Origin of the sequence: Stappia sp. BW2 (assembly GCF_008107695.1) — a bacterium.
In the GTDB taxonomy this organism is placed as follows: Bacteria; Pseudomonadota; Alphaproteobacteria; order Rhizobiales; family Stappiaceae; genus Roseibium.
The window spans coordinates 154,017-172,788 of sequence record NZ_VIRG01000053.1 but is presented as its reverse complement, the minus strand read 5'-3'; the positions used below and the strand labels follow the sequence as shown (position 1 = coordinate 172,788).

General features: G+C 59.2%; 16 protein-coding genes. 8 read left to right on the top strand and 8 right to left on the bottom strand.

The window, feature by feature from the left end; translation table 11 throughout:
* The gene (locus FMN63_RS05100; protein ID WP_148582873.1) at nt 1-1,047 is read left to right on the top strand and encodes an ABC transporter ATP-binding protein; all 1,047 of its coding nucleotides are present in this window, start codon (nt 1-3) and stop codon (nt 1,045-1,047) included.
* Nucleotides 1,048-1,121: 74 nt separating this feature from the next.
* On the opposite strand, the gene FMN63_RS05095 is transcribed toward FMN63_RS05100, so the two are convergent.
* Entirely contained in the window at nt 1,122-2,822 is a 1,701-nt protein-coding gene (locus FMN63_RS05095) for an ABC transporter permease (RefSeq protein ID WP_148582872.1), read from the bottom strand.
* A 256-nt stretch (nt 2,823-3,078) separates the two neighbouring features.
* Nucleotides 3,079-4,059, bottom strand: a complete 981-nt coding sequence (locus FMN63_RS05090) for an ABC transporter substrate-binding protein (RefSeq protein WP_148582871.1) — start codon at nt 4,057-4,059, stop codon at nt 3,079-3,081.
* 336 nt (nt 4,060-4,395) lie between these two features.
* Between FMN63_RS05090 and gnd the strand changes: the two genes are divergently transcribed.
* On the top strand, nt 4,396-5,820 hold the full coding sequence (gnd, locus tag FMN63_RS05085; RefSeq protein ID WP_209000946.1) for an NADP-dependent phosphogluconate dehydrogenase: 1,425 nt from the start codon (nt 4,396-4,398) through the stop codon (nt 5,818-5,820).
* A gap of 132 nt (nt 5,821-5,952) precedes the next feature.
* On the opposite strand, the gene FMN63_RS05080 is transcribed toward gnd, so the two are convergent.
* The 4 genes from FMN63_RS05080 to FMN63_RS05065 all read right to left on the bottom strand — a co-directional run bounded on the left by FMN63_RS05080 (nt 5,953) and on the right by FMN63_RS05065 (nt 8,601).
* Complete coding sequence (locus FMN63_RS05080) at nt 5,953-6,201, bottom strand: YccS family putative transporter (protein ID WP_148582869.1); 249 nt, start codon at nt 6,199-6,201, stop codon at nt 5,953-5,955.
* Between the two features lie 137 nt (nt 6,202-6,338).
* Nucleotides 6,339-7,157: a sugar phosphate isomerase/epimerase family protein gene (locus tag FMN63_RS05075; RefSeq protein WP_148582868.1), complete on the bottom strand. Its 819-nt coding sequence runs from the start codon at nt 7,155-7,157 to the stop codon at nt 6,339-6,341.
* Between the two features lie 86 nt (nt 7,158-7,243).
* Nucleotides 7,244-8,191: a 2-hydroxyacid dehydrogenase gene (locus FMN63_RS05070; protein WP_148582867.1), complete on the bottom strand. Its 948-nt coding sequence runs from the start codon at nt 8,189-8,191 to the stop codon at nt 7,244-7,246.
* Nucleotides 8,188-8,601, bottom strand: coding sequence for a VOC family protein (locus FMN63_RS05065; protein ID WP_148582866.1), 414 nt, complete (start codon nt 8,599-8,601; stop codon nt 8,188-8,190). Before FMN63_RS05065 ends, FMN63_RS05070 begins: the two co-directional genes overlap by 4 nt.
* 90 nt (nt 8,602-8,691) lie before the next feature.
* On the opposite strand from FMN63_RS05065, the gene FMN63_RS05060 reads away from it, so the two are divergent.
* The 4 genes from FMN63_RS05060 (at nt 8,692) to FMN63_RS05045 (ending at nt 13,024) form a co-directional block, all read left to right on the top strand.
* A complete protein-coding gene (locus tag FMN63_RS05060) occupies nt 8,692-9,552 on the top strand; it encodes a LysR family transcriptional regulator (RefSeq protein WP_148582865.1) in 861 nt (286 codons plus the stop codon).
* A gap of 487 nt (nt 9,553-10,039) precedes the next feature.
* Nucleotides 10,040-11,032: an ABC transporter substrate-binding protein gene (locus FMN63_RS05055; RefSeq protein WP_148582864.1), complete on the top strand. Its 993-nt coding sequence runs from the start codon at nt 10,040-10,042 to the stop codon at nt 11,030-11,032.
* An 83-nt stretch (nt 11,033-11,115) separates the two neighbouring features.
* Nucleotides 11,116-12,000 carry an ABC transporter permease gene (locus FMN63_RS05050; RefSeq protein WP_148582863.1) on the top strand — a complete coding sequence of 295 codons (885 nt, stop codon included), beginning with the start codon at nt 11,116-11,118 and terminating at the stop codon, nt 11,998-12,000.
* Nucleotides 11,993-13,024 carry a quaternary amine ABC transporter ATP-binding protein gene (locus tag FMN63_RS05045; protein WP_148582862.1) on the top strand — a complete coding sequence of 344 codons (1,032 nt, stop codon included), beginning with the start codon at nt 11,993-11,995 and terminating at the stop codon, nt 13,022-13,024. Before FMN63_RS05050 ends, FMN63_RS05045 begins: the two co-directional genes overlap by 8 nt.
* Before the next feature lie 65 nt (nt 13,025-13,089).
* On the opposite strand, the gene FMN63_RS05040 is transcribed toward FMN63_RS05045, so the two are convergent.
* On the bottom strand, nt 13,090-14,574 hold the full coding sequence (locus FMN63_RS05040) for a TolC family outer membrane protein (protein WP_209000945.1): 1,485 nt from the start codon (nt 14,572-14,574) through the stop codon (nt 13,090-13,092).
* Between the two features lie 842 nt (nt 14,575-15,416).
* Between FMN63_RS05040 and FMN63_RS05035 the strand changes: the two genes are divergently transcribed.
* Complete coding sequence (locus tag FMN63_RS05035; RefSeq protein ID WP_148582861.1) at nt 15,417-16,085, top strand: GntR family transcriptional regulator; 669 nt, start codon at nt 15,417-15,419, stop codon at nt 16,083-16,085.
* Here FMN63_RS05035 and FMN63_RS05030 read toward each other — a convergent pair whose 3' ends face one another.
* A complete protein-coding gene (locus tag FMN63_RS05030; protein WP_286192544.1) occupies nt 16,086-17,117 on the bottom strand; it encodes a LacI family DNA-binding transcriptional regulator in 1,032 nt (343 codons plus the stop codon).
* Nucleotides 17,118-17,378: 261 nt separating this feature from the next.
* Between FMN63_RS05030 and FMN63_RS05025 the strand changes: the two genes are divergently transcribed.
* Nucleotides 17,379-18,746, top strand: a complete 1,368-nt coding sequence (locus FMN63_RS05025; protein ID WP_148582859.1) for an ABC transporter substrate-binding protein — start codon at nt 17,379-17,381, stop codon at nt 18,744-18,746.
* Nucleotides 18,747-18,772 lie beyond the last annotated feature (26 nt).

Below are 18,772 nucleotides of genomic sequence, written 5' to 3'. Positions count from 1 at the left end.
ATGTCCATCCAGCTTGCTTCCGTTTCCAAGTCCTTCGGTGCGCATAAGGCGCTGAACAATGTGTCGCTTTCCATTGAGGACGGCACGTTCTTCGTCGTGCTTGGCCCCTCCGGCTGCGGCAAGTCGACCTTGCTGCGTGCCATTGCCGGACTGGAGCCTGTCGATGCGGGTGAGATCACGCTCGGTGGGCAGGCTGTTGCCGGCAAGGGCCTGCATCTGCCACCCGAGCAGCGCCAGGTAGGGGTGGTGTTTCAGTCCTATGCGCTGTGGCCGCATATGAATGTTGCCGGCAATGTCGCCTTTCCGCTGGAGACGGCAGGCGGAAAGCGGGGCGCTGTGGCCGCCCGTGTGGCGGAGTGTCTGGAAACGGTTGCCCTGACACCTTACGGCCAGCGCAAACCGGCGGAACTTTCCGGCGGACAACGCCAGCGGGTGGCGCTGGCACGGTGCCTTGCACAAGATGCGCGTACCGTTTTGATGGACGAACCACTCGCCAATCTCGACCCGCATCTGCGCAGCGCGATGGAAGAGGAACTGGCGGCCTTTCACAGGGCGAGCGGCGCGACAACCCTGTTCATCACCCACGATCAACGCGAGGCGATGGCCCTTGCCGACAAGGTGGCCGTGATGTGGGACGGCAGCATCCTGCAGGTGGCGGACCCCGACACGCTTTACCGCCGGCCGAATTCGAAAAAGGTCGCCGGTTTCATCGGCCGCAGCACGCTGATACCCGTGGACGTCACACGGGTGGAAGGCGGTGAGGCGCAGGTGCGCTTCGGCAGGATTTCCGTAGTCATCGATTGCCCGGATCACCTGTTACCTGGTTCCGCAACGCTGCTGCTTCGGCCGGAGCATCTGGTGCTGGCGACGGGGGCGTCCGGCTTCAAGGCAACGGTTGAACGAACGATCTACCGGGGCGGGTATTGGGAGGTCTTTGTCCGTCTCGATGGCCTTTCACAGCCTCTTCTCATGATGCTCCCCCGCAAGGCGGAGCCGGGTGAGGTTCTTCGGCTTGCGATCCTGCGAGGCTGGGTGCTGCCGGAGTGAGTCTTGTTCGTTGTCGTCCTCCCGGCCCGGTCTTGGCGATGCCAAACCGGGATGACAAGAGCGTTGAAACGCGCTCAATCTTTCCAGGGGATTGTTCCGGCGGGTACCCGCTTCGCAAGGGCGTTCATTGCCAGCATGATGAAAATCGTTGCCGCCACGACGATTACCGACATCGCGGCGGCCAGGGTGGTGTAGCCGCCGTCCTCATAGTTGAAGATTGTCGTGCCGATGGTTTCGTTGCCTGTGGACCAGAGCAGGGCGGAGACCGTGACTTCGTTGTACGCGGTCAGGAACACGAGAATGGCTCCGGAGGCGGCAGCCGGAGCTGCGAGCGGGGTGAATATCCGCGCCATGCGCCGGAAGAAACCGGCCCCGGCCACCCGCGCAGCATCCTCCAGCGAACCGTCCATCTGCAGGAAGGCGGCCGTGACCGGTTTGAGGCCGACGGCCAGGAAGACGGAGATATAGGCAAGCAGAATGATCCAGAGCGTGCCGTACAGCGAGATATTCAGGACCGGCAAAGGTCGGATAAACGCCAGGATGAAGGCAATCGACATCACCAGGCCGGGAACCGCAAAGGCGATTTCCGATTGTGTGAGTGCAAGGTTTGCCCAGTTTCTATGGGCTCGCTTCCGGTGGGCAAGGAAATAGGCCAGGAACAGGCTGACGCAGGCGATGACAAGTGCGGCCGATGCGGCGATGATCGTGGAGTTGGCGAAGGCGCGCAGGGTAACCGACTGGCGCCAGAGCACTTCGGTGAAGTTTTCGAAGGTGAAGGTCTCGGCCGAAAGCGGTAGGCCGTAGGTGCGCACCAGGGACGTTGCCAGCAGCGAGGCCGTCGGCAGCAGCAGCACGAAGGCGACGAACAGCCAGAGGGCGGCTTCGACAAGGGGACGCTTGCCGCCAAGCGAAATCGCCAGCGGGTCCTGCGGCAGGCCGATGAGGCTGGTGCGCATGCGCCGCTGCAGGACGCCTTGCAACAGAATGGCTGCGAGGGCAACGGCGGAGAGAATGACCGAAATCACCGCCACATTGGGCAGCACATCCGGCCCGAAGCTTGCCAGCCTGCGCCAGACCAGAACGGGCAAGGTGGTGTAACGCGCCGGAATGCCGATCAGTGCGTTGATGCCGAAGTTGCCAAGCGCGGCCACAAAGGCCAGAGCGAACCCGGCCAGCAGCGAGGGGGCCAGAAGCGGCAGGGTGACCCGGCGCAGCATCAACAGGCTCCCGGCGCCGGAAACACGAGCTGCGTCCGACAGTTCGCGCGGGAAAGACCGGAGCGCTGCGCGGACCAGCAGGAACACCAGCGGGCTGTGCTGCAGGGTCAGCAGCAGGACGAGGCCTTCGCGAGAATAAAGCGGATGCGTGGAGCCGAGTTCCGGCGCCAGCCCGAGCCAGCGCAGCACCGGGCTGCCCGGGCCAAGTGCCTGGATCCAGGCAATCGCCGTGACATGCGGCGGGATCATCATCGGCAGCAGGATCAGAAAGACCAGTAGCCCCTTGGCGCGAATGTCGGTGAGGCCGATCAGGAGTGCAAGCAGGGTGCCGAACGCGGTTGCGGCAACTGCAGACCAGAAGCTGCTCTCGATTGAGTGCCACAAGGCACGCAAGACTGACCGGCTTTGCAACGCCTCCAGAAGCGGGCCGACGTTCAGTCCGTGCTCGCCTGTCAGTCCGGTCTTGAACAAGAGCAGCAGCGGCAGGCCGCAGATCAGCGTTGCGCCGAGAACGAGTGCGAGAAGGGTGGTCTTTTCGGAAAGCTTCGATAGCTGCACAGGGATTTACCGTTGCTTCCCGCAGTCATTCCGGACAAGCGAGACGCAGTCGAACGCTGATCCGGAATCCAGACATACTTCGCGCTGGAGGCGCGGCCAAATTCCAAACGGAAAAGTATTCGTTTTGCTCATGCTGATTTCTGGATTCTGGATCAGCAGGCAGCAGGGCTGCATTTGTCCGGAATGACGTGAAAAGAATGGAAGGCCGCGCGGGAAACGAGTACCGCGCAGCCGAACTTGTTTTGCGTAGACAGCCTTACCCGCCGAAGATCTCGGAGAACTTCATCTTGTTGGCCTGGTCCTGTTTCAGGGCTTCGGCCGGATCGAACTTCATGAGCTTGATCTGGTCGCGGGCCGGGAAGCCTTCCGGGGCGGGGACGCCCGGGTGAGCCGGCAGATAGCCCTGGGACGCGGCGAGCTTCTGACCGTCTTCGGAAATCAGGAAGTCGACGAATGCCTTGGCCGCATCCGGGTTCTGGGCGGTAGAGAGGATTGCAACCGGCTCGGTGACGGCGGAAACGCCTTCTTCCGGGAAGACGAACTCGACCGGAGCGCCTTTCAGCTTTTCGCGGATCGGCAGGAAGTCGACGACGAAGCCGTAGAGTTTCTCGCCACCGGCAATCGCCTTGTAGACACCGCCATTGCCACCCTGCGGGTTGGCGCCCTGGTCTGCGAGGCCTTCATAATAGGCCCAGCCGAGATCCGGGTTGGAGGTCAGCGCGGTCATGTGGATGGTCGCGGCTCCGGAGGTCAGCGGCGACGGCATGGCCAACTTGTCCTTGGCTTCCGGCTTCAACAGGTCCTTGTAGGACGTCGGCTTCATCGGTGCATTGGTGTTGTACATGATGCCGGTGGTGATCAGCTTGGTGGAGAAGTAGGTCTTGTCCTTGTCCATGATCGCCGGATCGTAGGCGGAAACATCGGCCGCCTCATGGGCCATCAGGCGGCCTTCCTGCTTCAGGCTTTCCATGGTCACCATGTCGGCGATCAGCAGAACGTCCGGCTTCGGTGCACCGGCTTCGAATTCGGCCAGCAGCTTCGCCATGATCTTGGTGGTGCCATCGCGCACCCACTCCACGTCCACACCGGGATGCGCCGCGGTGAAGGCATCGACGGTCGCCTGCGCGTCGGCGTTCGGCTGCGAGGTGTAGAGCACGAGCTTGCCGGTAACATCTTCGGCGTAAGCGGAGGCGGATGCCGCGGCCAGAAGACCGGCTGCAATCAGAAGCTTTTTCATGTGACAGATCCTTTGCGCACAACAGCAAAAGGGTTGCGGATGAAGACCGCCTATCAGCTCTACATGACAGTTTTATTCGGTGAGCCAGTCTTTTTGCTGGTAAATTAGCTGGCTAAGTTGTGCTCTTTGCCCCATCAAGGCACCGCTGGCGTCACGACAGAGTGCATCTGGTCCGTGGGTAAAACATCTAACAAGAGCTCACATGGACGGTAAGGTTGCCGCTTCCGGATGCGTGAGAATTTTACGCGATCTTGCCCCTTCCAGACATTGCCGTTCAGCAGCTTGTCGGCTATCACCGCCCCACCAGACATTAATCGATTTATGAAAGGCATGTTCATGAGCTCAAACGGCGCGGCCGCGGAAATCGGCCTGATCGGTCTCGGTACCATGGGCGGCAACCTGGCGCTCAATATCGCCGAACATGGCTTTCAGATCGCGGTGTTCAACCGGACTACGGAAAAGACCGACCAGTTCATTGCAAAGGCCGGGGAACTCGCGCCGAAACTGGTGCCGACCAAGACGCTGGAAGAGTTCGTAGCTGCCATCAAGACCCCGCGTGCCGTCATCCTGATGGTGCCGGCCGGCGACGCGGTCGATGCGCAGATCGAAGCCCTGCGGCCGCTGCTCGATGCCGGTGATCTCATCATCGATGCGGGCAATGCCAATTACCACGACACCAACCGCCGGGCGGCCGATGCTGCCAAGAAGGGCCCGCGCTTCATGGGCATCGGCGTATCCGGCGGTGAGGAAGGCGCGCGCTTTGGTCCGTCCATCATGGGCGGCGGCGCGAAAGACGCCTGGGACCAGGTCGGACACATTCTGGAAGCAATCTCCGCCAAGCACGAGGACACGCCCTGCGCGGCTTATCTCGGCGAAGCGGGTGCAGGCCATCTGGTAAAGACCGTCCACAACGGCATCGAATATGCCGACATGCAGATGATTGCCGAGGTGTACGGTGTCATGCGCGACGGGTTCGGCATGTCGTCGTCGGAGATCGGGGATGTCTTCGAGAAGTGGAACGGCGGCATCCTGCAGTCCTACCTGATCGAGATTTCCGGAAAGGTTGCCAAGACGGCGGATCCGGAGACCGGCAAACCGATGCTCGACATCATCCTGGACAAGGCGGGCCAGAAGGGCACCGGCCGCTGGACGGCTATCGAGGCCCTGATGCTGGGCACCCCGGCAAGCGCCATCGAGGCGGCTGTTGCCGCGCGCAACATGTCCGCGCGGTATGCTGAACGCAAGGAAGGCGAAGCCGAATTTGGTGCGGCACCGAGCGGCATGGACCGGGAGGCGGTGACGATCGATGCTCTGGAAGCTGCGCTCGTTGCCGGCAAGATCATCTGTTACGCGCAGGGTTTCGGCCTAATCCTGGAAGCGGCCAAACAATATGGCTGGGCAATGCCTCTGCCGGAAATCGCCAGGATCTGGCGCAACGGCTGCATCATCCGCTCTTCCATGCTGAACGACATGGCGTCTGCACTTTCCGACAATGCCGAACGCAACCTGATGCTGGCGCCGTTCTTCTCGGAAAAGCTGAAGCAAACCGAAGCAATGCTGCGCCAGGTTGTTGCCCAGTCCGCGTTGCACGGCTTGCCGGTGCCGGCGCTTTCGGCAGCGCTGTCCTATTTCGACATCATGCGCACCGGCCGGTCCACCGCCAATATGCTCCAGGGTCAACGCGATTTCTTCGGAGCCCACGGTTTCGAGCGCACCGACAAGGCTGGTGGTGGATACCATGGCCCCTGGGCGATGGGGTGAGTTTCTGAAAGTGACGGACGCTCAGCTTATTTGGCTGGGCGTCATTCCGGAGAAGCGGCCTGCATCGTATTTCTCCGGAATGACGGCGTCGGCGTTGAAGTTTTCACATAGCCCCAGCGTTTAAGCGCGCGTCTATTTGAAGATCTCTTCCAGCACTTCTTTTCTGTCTCTTCTGCGAAAAAGCCGCGGCAGCAGGTGAAACCACTGGTAATAGCCGAGAGCGGTGCAGAGCAGGGTCATTGGGACGATAAACTCAACGGGTGTTATCAGGCCAAAAATAATGGCCATCAGTCCTGCCACGATACCGAGAAAACCAAGCGGGAAAGTCAAAACCGCAATGATCAGAATGAACGCGCTGGAGGCGACTTCTCCAATGAGCACGTCGTTCACCGCAAGCGCGAGAAATGTCCCGCCGACTGTGAAGCAGATCAGACAATAGACTGTTTTGGGAACGTTCATCCGATCAGGCCCCGCATTGCCAACATGTTCTCTATACAGGACTTTTGGCGATTCTTCTGTTACTGTGCCAGTCCCAGTGCCGCCATGTTGGCGATCGATGCCGGCAGGCCGGAGTGGTCGCGCAGTTCGATGATCAGGCGCGGGTCGCTGTCGAGTTTGGACAGCGCATCGAACACTGAGTGCCAGTTGATGGTGCCCTGCCCAAGCGTCCAGTGGCGGTCGGCGTAGCCATCCGCGTCCTGCAGGTGAATGTGGCGCAGACGGTTGCCGGCGGCCTTGACGTAATGATCGACCGGCGGGGCGCCGGTCGTGCCGTGGGCATAATGCGCGTGGCCAGTGTCGATCGAGATTTTCACCGCATCCGAGCCGAAGCTCTCGGCCAGGACTATCCGGGCATAGGGGTCCTTGTCCTCGATATTCTCGATAACGAGTTCGCAACCGATGTCTTCGGCGCGCTTGACGGCGTCCGCCATGGTCAGGTGGCAGAGCTCTATCTTGCGCTGCCGGGCATTTTCATAATTGTCGAGGTTGTTGTAGTCCCAGGTCGTATAGGGGCTGTGCACCACCATGTGGGTGCCGCCCAGGGCCTCACAGACTTCCAGCCCCTGCAACAGGCGTTTGCGCACGATCTCGCGCACATCCACATCCATGCTGTCCACGGTGAAGCCGAAGAAAGGGCCATGAATGCCCACACGGCCCTGATGGCCATCCAGCAGCTTCCTGGCCTTTTCGACAATCGGCTTCCAGTCGCCGTTGAGGACTTCCGCTGGCCAGAAGTCCTGTAACTCCAGATCCCGCGGTTTTTCCAGCATTAGCTTGCGGTGTGTTTCCAGTGTGTCGACTGTCAGCGCGGCACCGAGAATGGGGAGGTCGGTCATCAAACACCTTTTGAAGAAGACGAAACGGTTGCCGCCTGAATAGAGCCCGATCCTTGACACTATTGCGACGGCGGCCGGATCAAATGTCAGTATCCACGGTCCCGGTCGACTGCCGGGGGAATTGTGCCGTCTTCAAAATACCGACCGATATTGCCGGCAACGATCCCGGAGGCGGTGCTGATGATGGTCGGCGCGGAAATATGCGGCAGTACGGTGACTTTCGCATGGTCCCAAAGCCGACTAGAGGGCGGCAAGGGCTCTACATCGAAGACGTCGAGAACGGCGTGGCCGAGCGGGCCCTGATCCAGTGCGTCGAGGAGAGCGGCCTTGTCGATAATCGGGCCACGGGCGAAGTTGATGATGGAAGAGCCCTTTTTGCAGGCGCTTAGTTCGCCCCGACCGAGCAAGCCACGGGTCTCATCTGTCAGCGGCATCAGCAGTACGATAAAATCCGATTTGCCGAGAACTTCCAGAAGCCCGTCTCGGCCATGCCGGCATGCAATACCGTCAATCGACTTTTCGGTTCGGCTCCAGCCGAGCACGTTGAAACTGTTGGCTTTCATCCGCAAGGCGGCCGCTGCGCCGAGCTTGCCAAGACCCAGGATGCCGACTGTGCGCTCCTGGGGACGCTTGAGTTCATGATCCTGCCAGATCTTCTGCCGCTGCTGGGCGACATAACGAGGCATGCCCCTGTGCAGGTAAAGCGTCCAGGCGAGAACTGCTTCCGACATGGTTTCCGCCATTTGCGGATCGGTCAGGCGGACGATCTTCGGACCGTCCGCAGGAAGTTCGCCCATCAGGCGCTCCACGCCGGCCCACAGGCTTTGCACCCAGATCAGATTGGGAAGAGCTGCCACATTGGCGGGATCGGGATTGGCGACAATGGCAACCCGCGCAGCGGTGCGTTCGTCGTCCGTCAGGTCCTCGAACGGCTTGACGTCGGCGATGCCGTCAAGTGCCTGCGGCAGGGCCTCGCGCCAGGCCTGGCGCTCATCGGGACTGGCGGAAGACACGAAAGGAACAACCGGCCTCATGCGGCAAAAACCCCGGCTTCATCTGCAAAGCCTTTTATCTCGATGGGGTTGCCGGAAGGGTCTTTGAAAAACATGGTGCTCTGCTCGCCGGGCTGGCCCTCGAACCGGACGGTCGGGGCGATGACGAAGGCGAGGTTAGCGTTTGTCAGTTTTTGCGCAAGCGCCTTCCAGGTCTCCATGTCCAGCACCACCCCCAGATGCGGCATCGGCACCATGTGATCCCCAACCTTGCCTGTGTTGGACGTCTCGAAAGGTTTGCCGAGATGGAGCGAAACCTGGTGACCGAAGAAATTGAAATCGACCCAGGTGTCCGTGCTGCGACCCTCCTTGCAGCCAAGCAGGCCGCCGTAGAAAGCTCGGGCTTCGTCCAGATCGGTAACGTGGTAGGCAAGGTGGAAACAGGGTTGCATCAATCGGCTCCTTTGAAAACCTGTGTTGAGTAGCAGATCCTATCCAAAACATTTAAGATGTTTTTCCGCTTCTGAGCGAAGGAAATTGTTTTGGATATCCGTTTTCTTGAAAGCCTGCTGGCCGTCGCCGAAACCGGCTCCATTGCGGCAGCGGCCCGACAGCAAGGACTTACGGCAGCTGCCGTAAGCCAGCGCATCCGTGTCCTGGAAGCCGAATTCGGAGCGGCGCTGCTCAACCGAACAGCGCATGCGGCCTTGCCGACCGAAACGTGCTTCCGGCTTTTGCCGGCGGCGCGCCGTCTGGTGCGGGACGCGCAAAAGCTGACCAGTGACATAGATGCCACCGGCCTAAGCGGCCCCTTTCGGCTGGGGGCGGTGTCCACGGCACTTTCAGACACGGTGCCTGTTGTCATTCAACAATTCCGGGTGAAGGCGCCACAGGCGGTGCTGACGGTCCGGCCCGGGACGTCGGCAGACCTTTACGAGGGGCTGCGCAGCGGGGGACTGGACGCGGTCATTGCGGTTGCCGCTCCCTTTGATTTGCCCAAGGACATCATCAGCCGAACGTTGGAGGTTCAAACAGCCGTTCACGCCTTGCCGCCAGGCCGCGACACCTCTGCACCCGCCGAGGACCTGCCCTGGATCGTCTACGACAGACAGTCGTGGGGCGGCCGGAAACTTTGGTCCAACTTTGGCGGGCTGGTTGGTGAAGAGCACATCCTGTGCGAACTCGATGCCCCTGAAACGATTGCTCAGATGGTCTCACAAGGAGCAGGGCAAGCGATTTTACCCGTCTGGCAGGGTTTGCGGATGCACGGCCCCGCGATGACCTTGAAAGACCTTCCGGGCGGCACAGGCCGCAAAATGGTCTTCTTGCGGAAACACGCCTGTGCCGCGCCGGTGCTTGCTGACCTCGTGCACGAGGTGCTGCGCCAACAGGTCGTGACGTGACGTGCCTATATATAGCACTCAATAGTTGACATTACTGAGTTTAAACACTTTTTAAGGGAAAAAAGAATCGCTTCGATAGTAAGAAAATTAGGTTATTTGACGAATACGAGCACTAATATGTCGCTTACAGGCTTTGCTGCGAAATATGCCGTATGAATGACATAGGAATTGAGACTATGCTGTTGTGCTAGTGGCGTCTTAATGCAATTGTATTGGCCGTTGAGCCTGAGCTCGGTGCAAATACCGGGTATGACCTTCTTTTCAATCCGAGAGGATGGTTACGGCTGTTTCGAGCAAGAACATCGTATATGCGTCAAATGAAGGCAGAACTAATAATAGTTAATCTAAAAGCCTTCTCGGCTAACTTCTGTTCTCAGCTCGTTATTCTTTTCCATTGGGTACGCAGGACGGTGATTGCTTTCACGGAAGCTTTCGCGCGCCGCGTCCAATTCAAACTCAAGCAAACAGACTGCACAGGAGCACCCTCATGAAGAAGTTGTTTGTCTCGGTCGCCGCGACCGCCCTTATCGGCATGGCCTCGTCTGCCATGGCAGAAGAGTGCGGCACGGTCACCGTTGCGGAAATGAACTGGGCGTCGGCCGGCGCTATCGCGCAGATCGACAAGATCATTCTTGAAAATGGCTATGGCTGCGACGTCGAACTGGTCACCGGTGACACCATGCCGACCTTCACGTCCATGAGTTCCAAAGGAAAGCCGGATATGGCGCCGGAACTCTGGATCAACGCCGTACGTGAACCGCTTGACAAGGCCGTTGCGGAAGGATCTCTGATCATCGGTGGCGAGATCCTGAACGAAGGCGGCGTCGAAGGCTTCTGGGTTCCGACCTATATCGCCGAAGAGCATGACATCTACACAGTGAAGGACGCCCTTGCGCATCCCGAACTGTTCCCTGGCGCAGAAGACGACAGCAAGGGTGCCTTCTTCACCTGCCCGACCGGCTGGAACTGCCGCATTACCACTGGAAACCTGTTCCGCGCATATGGCTTCGACAAAGGTGGTTTCGAACTGGTCGATCCGGGTTCCGCTGCCGGTCTCGATGGATCACTCGCCAAGGCCAATGAACGCAAGCAAGGCTGGCTCGGTTATTACTGGGCGCCGACCGCAATCCTCGGCAAGTACGACATGACCCTGCTCGACTTCGAAGTCCCGCACGACAAGGAAGAGTGGGACAAGTGCACCGTGATCGAGGACTGCCCGGATCCGAAGCCGAACTCCTGGGTGAAGTCTGAAGTCTTCACTGTTGTTACCGACGACTTCGCGAAGAAGGCTGGGCCGGCCATGGATTACATCAAGGGCCGCACCTGGGACAACCGGACGGCGGGCAAGGTTCTTGCCTGGATGACCGACAACCAGGCGACCAATGAAGACGGCGCCTACTACTTCCTCGAAAACTTCGAAGATGTATGGACCAAGTGGGTTAGCCCGGAAACGGCTGAAAAGGTCAAATCGGCACTCTGAGCCGGTGAATAGGTTGAAGGGCCGCTCCAGCAGGTGCGGCCCTTCTCATTTGGGGCAAAAAGAATACCATCAGGATTGGTTAGATGGATTGGATTGAATTTCCCTCGTTGAGCAGGGGCTCGTTGCGAGACATTCGCGTGACGGTCGACGGCACCGTTGATACTTTCCTGGGCGCTTATGGCGAAGCGATCGAACACGCGTTCGATCCCCTGAAAGATTTTCTCATCTGGCTGGAAGACCTGCTGATATCGTCACCCTGGCCAATTGTTCTGGCTGTTCTTCTGGGAATCGTTTTCCTGATGAGCCGCAGCTACAAGATCGTCGCCGGGTCGCTCTTTTCGCTCATTCTCATCGGCGTCTTCGGCATGTGGGAAGACACCATGAGAACGATTGCCATGGTTACGGTCTGTACCATGCTGGCTATTCTTTTGGGCATCCCGCTCGGCATCTTGATGTCGCGCTCGGAACGGGTCCAACGCTGGATCAATCCCATTCTGGACCTGATGCAGACAATGCCGAGCTTCGTCTATCTCATTCCGGTCGTGATGATATTCGGCATTGGTAAAGTTGCCGGTCTGATCGCGATCGTTGTCTATGCGATCCCACCGACTATACGGTTGACCAACCTTGGAATCCGGCTTGTCGATCAGGATGTCCTGGAGGCCGCCGATGCGTTTGGCTCCAGCCCATGGCAAAAACTGGTCAATGTTCAGTTGCCCCTGGCTCTGCCAACCATCATGGCGGGGATCAACCAGACCATCATGATGGCGCTGGCCATGGTTGTTGTCGCGGCTCTGATCGGCGTGAAAGGGCTTGGGCAACCTGTGCTGAACGCTATTGCAAACCAGTATTTCTTCATGGGAGTTCAGAACGGTCTGGCGATTGTGGCCATCGCAATCATTTTCGACCGGGCGACCCAGGCATATGGAAAACGCCTTCAGAAGCATTCGGAGGTGCTCCATGGCTGATGCAACAGGTATCGAGGTCAAGAACCTCTACAAGATCTTCGGCCCGAGCGGAGAGGAGATGGTGCAGAAGGTCAAGGACGGTATGTCCAAGACCGAGCTGAACGAGAAGTTCAACCATGTGCTTGGTCTGAACGACATCAACATCTCCATGCCGGGTGGCAAGATCCAGGTGGTTATGGGGCTGTCGGGGTCCGGTAAGTCCACGCTGATCCGGCACATCAACCGGCTGATCGATCCAACGGCGGGTGAAGTGCTCTACGGCAGTGAAGACGTCTGCAAAATGTCGCAGAGGGAACTTCGGGAATTCCGCCGGCACAAGACCGCGATGGTGTTCCAGAAGTTCGCTCTCCTGCCGCATCGCACCGTCATGAAGAATGCCGTCTACGGCCTGGAGATCCAGGGTGTGCCGGCCAAGGAAGCCGAGGAGCGTGCAGCCCGCTGGATCGCGCGGGTGGGACTGGAAGGCTTCGAGGATCATTATCCGAACCAGCTTTCCGGTGGCATGCAGCAGCGTGTGGGCCTTGCCCGCGCGCTGACCAACGATGCCGACATCCTGCTGATGGACGAGGCGTTCTCGGCACTCGATCCGCTGATCCGCATGGACATGCAGACCGTGCTTCTCGATCTTCAGGAAGAGCTGCAGAAGACCATCGTCTTCATCACCCACGACCTGGACGAGGCCCTGCGTCTCGGCGACAGGATCGCGGTGCTGCGCGACGGGGCAGTGATCCAGCAGGGAACAGGCCAGGAGATCGTTCTCCGGCCCGCAGATGCCTATATTTCCGACTTCGTCAGGGAAGTGAACCGTGGCCGGGTGATCCTGGTCGATACGGTCATGGACACGTCGCGGACACTGGACGGCGGGCTGACCATTTCCAGCGGCATCATGCTGGAAGAGGCGGCCAAGTCCTTCGCCGAAAGCGGTCAGGGTGAAGCGACGGTGGTCAATGATGACGGCAAGCCGATTGGCGTTCTGAACGTTCAGGACACCATCAGTGCCATGGTGACCCCGGCAACTCACTGAGCCGCTGACGTCTGAAAACAATAAAACCCCGGAGCTTGCTTCGGGGTTTTTTTGTGTACGGCTTGTTATTTGACCGGAGGCAACGGCTGGGTTTCGATCACGATGGTGTCGCCGGTCGCGACTTCCACGGTGCCTGACTGAAAGAGATCGTTCTCCGACAGCCCGAGGCGCAGGTCCCAGGTATTGAATTCGGGGATGATACGGGGGATCGGCGCTGGTCGTTCCTCGATGATCCCGAAATGCTGAGGTGCCAGGCGACCGATGTTGGCCAGCAGGAAAAAATCCGCGATGCGGCTGTCGTAGCGCGCCCTCACATAGTCAACCTTGCTGAGCAGCAGTTCGCGTTCGCCGTTGAGAACGTCGAGCAGGGACCGCTGGCCACTGTCGAATTCCACCTGCAGGCCCTTGACCGCACGCTTGTTTGCATCAATTGCGCGCTTGACCGATTTGACCTTGAGCCTCAAGGCCGCTCGCTGCTTCATGGCGCGGACAACGTTCTCGCGGATGATCTGCTGGGTGTCGTCCAGTTCGTATTCCTGCTGCGCGGCGGTATGGTTCGCGCGCTTGACGGCGGCGATGTTGCGGCCACCAGTGAAGAAGGGGGCCGTGACGCGCACGCCGAAGCGGAAATCCTCTTCGTCCTGATTGCCAAGGTTGCCCCGGTATCCGGTCTGCCATTCGCTTTCCAGCGAGACGCGCGGCAGCATGTCGCCGACTGCGGCGCGCGCGGCATAGTGTGCTGCCCGGGCATCGGCAGTTGCAGCGCGGATGGAGGGGTTGTTCTGCAGCGCGACGGAGATCGCATCGTCCAGTCCGTCGGGTTCGATCGTTCGCGGAATGCCGGGCCAGCCGAGTTTGCCCGGCTTCTGGCCGGTCAGGCGCTCATAGGCCGCCTCAGAAGCTTCCAGATCGCCGGTGGCCTGGTCGGAGTTTCCCTGTGCCTCGCCCAGGCGGGCCAGGGCCTGCTCGATATCGGTGCGGGTGGCGTCGCCCGATTTGAACCGTGCGCGGGCGGCAGTCACCTCCCGTTGCACCACGTTGGTGTAGGCCCGCAGATGAGACAGGATGGCCTTGTCGCGAACGACGCGCAGATAGGCATCGGCCGTGTTGAAAAGCAGTGTCTGCTCGGTGCCAATCAGCTGGTTGCGACCCGAATTCGCTTCTTCATGCGCCTGGTTCAGCCGGTTGACGCCGGCAAATCCCTGAAACACGGTCTGGGACATGGAAATGCCCAGTTCGTGGAAAAACGATCTGTCGCTGTTGTTATTCCGATCACTTAGCAGGGCATTCTGTTCACCCACATAGGTGCCGGTCACGGTGGGCAGGAACTCGGACCTTGCGGTCCAGATATCCTGGTTGATCGCTTCGTAGCGCGAGCGTTCCGCCTTCAGGCCCGGATTGATGGCATAGGCGGCACTCATGGCTTCTTCTAGCGACTGTGCGGATACGGGGGCGCCGGTGAAAAACAGGCTGACAACTGACGCGCTCGCCAGAAGACTGGCAAGACGGGCTTTCAATCCGTGCATCATTTTGGCAGGGGCAGTCGTCACAGTGGCACCACGATTATTGTCAGTGCCCAAGCTAAAATTTTATAGTTAATCAAAGGTAAGTTGAGATCGGCGGTCGCGTTTGCGATTTTGTTTGTCACTTAGCGTAATATTTGGAAATTACTTATGAATTTTTATGCCGGTGGATTATCTCAAGAGTAGTCCTGGGAAATTTCTCTCCGTCCTGAGGGAATGGTGGCTTCTTTTCGATTTCGTCTTGAAAGAATTTTTTTCACCTTTGCAGGCGGTAGATGTTTTGTTTACAGGGATTTCTCCCTTGCTGACGCGACCTGTTACGTGATCTGCGGTTGCCGGAATCGGCTCGGTTTCTTTGGTGCGTTATGAAATGTTGAACCTTCGACCTTTCGACCCGGAAGGAAGGCGGTCGAAGAATTGAAATGGCCGCGAGTCTCTTGAGGGTCCGCATCCAAGGTCATCCGACCCGGAGAAACGGTAAACGATTGCTGCAATTTCACCGGGTTTTTCGGACGCTATCGGGTTGGATAGAGCTGAAATTACGTTAAGGAAATGGCGGCCTGTTCGACTGTCACCGTAATTTTTGACAGTATTTTTTCCGCCGGAAGAAAGCCGCAAATCTGCAAGAAATCGAGGAAATGCGCGCTCTGGCGATGGGAGCACTCATCTCGGGTGCTCTGACGGCAGGTGGGTGATTAAAATTCTATCGAATTAATTAGCAATACGGCATTGATTTGCTTTCAGAAAAGGGCGGCCGCGTCGGAGGGAATTGCCTTCGGCGCCCTGGGCAAGCCGCGCTGACCTCAATCGAGAGGTGCGGGATAACGCAAATATTTTAAGACACGTCAGGAGAACGGGTGCACCCCGCAATGTCAACGAAAGCCAGATTCACCCGCGTCGACAACGCATATGAGCGGCTGAAAACAGAGATTTTGAGTGGACAATTGCCGCCGGGCTTTCAGGCGCCGGAACCGGACATTGCAACCCGGCTGGGCATGAGCCGGACACCGGTGCGCGAAGCGCTGATCCGACTGGAAGCAGATGGTCTCGTGGATCTTGTGCCGCGCCGCGGTGCCAAGGTCCTGCCGATTTCGCGGCAGGATATCTGCGAGATTTACCAGATCCTTTCAGCGCTTGAAGCGCTTGCAGCAGGCAATGCATGCGGCAAGATGAGCTTTGATACCCTTGAAGAAATCCAGGGTGTGTTGACCCGCGCTGACGAGGCACTGGAACGTGAAGATATCGAGGCCTGGGCGATTTGCGACGACAGGTTCCACAGGCTGATTGCCAGGGCGAGCGGCAATTTGCGTCTGGAGTCGAAGATCGAAGGTCTTCTTGATCAGGTGTACCGGGCGAACCTCGTGTTGCTGCGCCTGAACAAGGCCCCGGCCGCGAATGTTGCCGACCATCGCGTGATCGTCGAGGCGATCCGGGAAGGCAAATCAGACAAGGCCACGGAACTGGCGCGGGTTCACCGTCTCAACGGATTGGCCCGGATGGAAGACCTGCTCCAGAACTGCGGTCTCAACCACGTCTGATCATCGCGATGCTGCAGGCGCCGGGCCAGTGGACTGGCCGATGATCAGTTCCGCGTCCAGATGCATGGACACCGGTTTGCTGGCCGGATTGGAGATCATGTTCAGGAGCAGTTCGGCGGCCTTCTCCCCGGCGTAACGGACCGAGGAGCGTGTGCAGGTGAAAATAGGCACCTCGCCGCTGTTTGGCAGGAAGGACAAGGCATCGTCATGCGTGATGATGGAAACGTCCTTGCCGGCTGTCAGCCCGCACTGGCCGACCGCGCGTGCAACGCCGATCGCCGATATCATGGATGAAATCAGGAAGGCGGTCGGCGGATTGTCGCTCTTCAGCATTTCCATCGCATTGTCGCAGCCAAAAGGCTCCGTCATATCGGCGCTGCGCATGAGGGCAGGGTCCGGTGTCAGTCCTCGGGCGGCCAACGCTTCCTCGAACCCGCGACGGCGCCGGTTGGCGAAATCCATGTGTTCAAGGCCGTTCAGCAATGCGATCCGGGTGTGACCAAGGTCCAAAAGCAGGTTGGTGGCGCGCTCGAATGCGCGCCTGTTGTTCATGTCGATCCATGAGGTTTCCTGCTCCGCGCCGGGAATGCGGCCGTGGACGACGAAGGGCAGGTTGAGCTGTTTCAGAAGCTTGTGCCGATGCTCTTCGTTGGCAGGGCCGTGAATGATCACGCCGTCCGCTTTCTTGCGCGAGGCAATCTGCCGGTAGGCGTCTTCCTCGTGGTCGTCATCGACCACGGAAATGATCATGTCGTAGCCATGACGCGAATAGGTCTCTCCGGCCCCTGCGATGAATTCCAGGAAGATCGGGTTCATCATCTCGTGAATTGAGCGGGGTATGACGTGGCCAATCGCCATTGCACGTCCGGTCGCAAGCCGCCGTGCCTGGCTGTTGGGCGCATAGCCGAGCTTGGCGGCCATTTCGCTCACGCGCTTGCGGGTTTCCTCGCTGACTTCGGGATAGCCGTTAAGCGCGCGGCTGACCGTTGTCTGAGACAGGTTCAGCCGTTGCGACAGTTCTTTCAGGTTCACGCCATTGCTCATTGTGGCCCAAAACGCTTTGAAAGCGCCCTCCCAACAGGCTGTTATTGAAATGCAACATTAATTCGCGAGCAGCACGCTTGACAAGACTGAAGTCTGAAGACATGGTTAGGGCCAAATCCAAAGCGGTTTGGATGGAGGTTTCTGGTAGAATTGCCGGCCCGGTGATGCGGGCGGGTATTGCTGCAAGGTGGCAAGGTGTGCCACCTTGAATGGAGCGTTCCGGAATAGGGACAATCTGGGAGGACAGATATGAAATTACGTTTGAAAGCCTGCACGGCTGGCCTCGCGCTGGCTATTGGCCTTTGCGCGGGCGCTGCGTTCGCGGCTGACCTGAAATTCACTCCGGGGGAAGGCCCCTTTAACTGGGACAGCTACAACGAGTGGGCAAAGAGCGCTCCTGACCTCACGGGTCAGACCGTGACGATCGCCGGTCCGTGGCTGCAGCCTGAAGACGGCTATTTCCGGAACGTGCTTGCCTATTTCTCCGAAGCCACCGGCGCTGAAGTCATCTACACCGGGTCGGACTCCTTCGAGCAGCAGATCGTGATCGATGCCGAAGCCGGCGCTGCTCCGAACATCGCCGTTTTCCCGCAGCCGGGCCTTGCTGCCGACATGGCCGCGCGCGGTCTCCTCAAGCCGCTGCCCGAGGGAATGGGCGAGTGGATCGCCAACAACTACGGTGCCGGTGAAAGCTGGGTCGACCTTGGTACCTACAAGGATGCGGACGGCAAGGATCAACTGTTCGGCTTCTTCTACAACGTCAACGTCAAGAGCCTTGTCTGGTATGTTCCGGAAAACTTCGAGGATGCCGGCTATGAAGTGCCGACAACCATGGAAGAGCTGAAGGCGCTGACGGAGCAGATCGTCGCCGATGGCGAAACGCCCTGGTGTATCGGCCTGGGGTCAGGCGCGGCCACCGGTTGGCCGGCGACCGACTGGGTCGAGGATATGATGCTGCGCACGCAGCCTGCTGAAGTCTACGACCAGTGGACCACCAACGAGATCCCCTTCGACGATGACCGCGTCGTGGCCGCTATAGAGGAATTCGGCTGGTTTGCCCGCGACGACGCCAAGGTTGCCGGCGGTGCGGGCGCAGTTGCCTCCACCGATTTCCGCGACAGCCCGAAAGGCCTCTTCTCCTCGCCGCCGCAGTGCTACATGCACCGCCAGGCGTCCTTCGTGCCGGCCTTCTTCCCGGATGGTGTGGAATTCGGCACCGATGTCGACTTCTTCTACTTCCCGGCCTATGCGGACAAGGACCTCGGCAACCCGGTTCTTGGCGGTGGTACGCTGATGGCGATCACCAATCCGTCCGATGCGACGAACGAACTGATGAAATTCTTCGAACTGCCGCTCGCCCATGAAGTGATGATGGCGCAGACCGGCTTCCTCACGCCGCACAAGGGGGCCAACCCCGAAGCCTACAAGGACGACACGCTGCGCAAGCAGGGCGAAATCCTGGTCAATGCCAGCACCTTCCGCTTTGACGGTTCCGACCTGATGCCAGGCGCAGTCGGTGCGGGAACGTTCTGGACCGGGATGGTCGACTATACCGGTGGCAAGGACGCAAAAGCCGTCGCCGAGGAAATCCAGAAAAGCTGGGACGCCCTCAAGTAATCCTCCAGGCGGCCGGTCTCCTCAGG

Coding starts and splice junctions, on each gene's coding strand:
- FMN63_RS05100 (WP_148582873.1), top strand. CDS start 1: ATGTCCATCCAGCTTGCTTCCGTTTCCAAGTCCTTCGGTGCGCATAAG.
- FMN63_RS05090 (WP_148582871.1), bottom strand. CDS start 4,059: ATGAAAAAGCTTCTGATTGCAGCCGGTCTTCTGGCCGCGGCATCCGCC.
- gnd (WP_209000946.1), top strand. CDS start 4,396: ATGAGCTCAAACGGCGCGGCCGCGGAAATCGGCCTGATCGGTCTCGGT.
- FMN63_RS05075 (WP_148582868.1), bottom strand. CDS start 7,157: ATGACCGACCTCCCCATTCTCGGTGCCGCGCTGACAGTCGACACACTG.
- FMN63_RS05070 (WP_148582867.1), bottom strand. CDS start 8,191: ATGAGGCCGGTTGTTCCTTTCGTGTCTTCCGCCAGTCCCGATGAGCGC.
- FMN63_RS05065 (WP_148582866.1), bottom strand. CDS start 8,601: ATGCAACCCTGTTTCCACCTTGCCTACCACGTTACCGATCTGGACGAA.
- FMN63_RS05055 (WP_148582864.1), top strand. CDS start 10,040: ATGAAGAAGTTGTTTGTCTCGGTCGCCGCGACCGCCCTTATCGGCATG.
- FMN63_RS05050 (WP_148582863.1), top strand. CDS start 11,116: ATGGATTGGATTGAATTTCCCTCGTTGAGCAGGGGCTCGTTGCGAGAC.
- FMN63_RS05045 (WP_148582862.1), top strand. CDS start 11,993: ATGGCTGATGCAACAGGTATCGAGGTCAAGAACCTCTACAAGATCTTC.
- FMN63_RS05035 (WP_148582861.1), top strand. CDS start 15,417: ATGTCAACGAAAGCCAGATTCACCCGCGTCGACAACGCATATGAGCGG.
- FMN63_RS05025 (WP_148582859.1), top strand. CDS start 17,379: ATGAAATTACGTTTGAAAGCCTGCACGGCTGGCCTCGCGCTGGCTATT.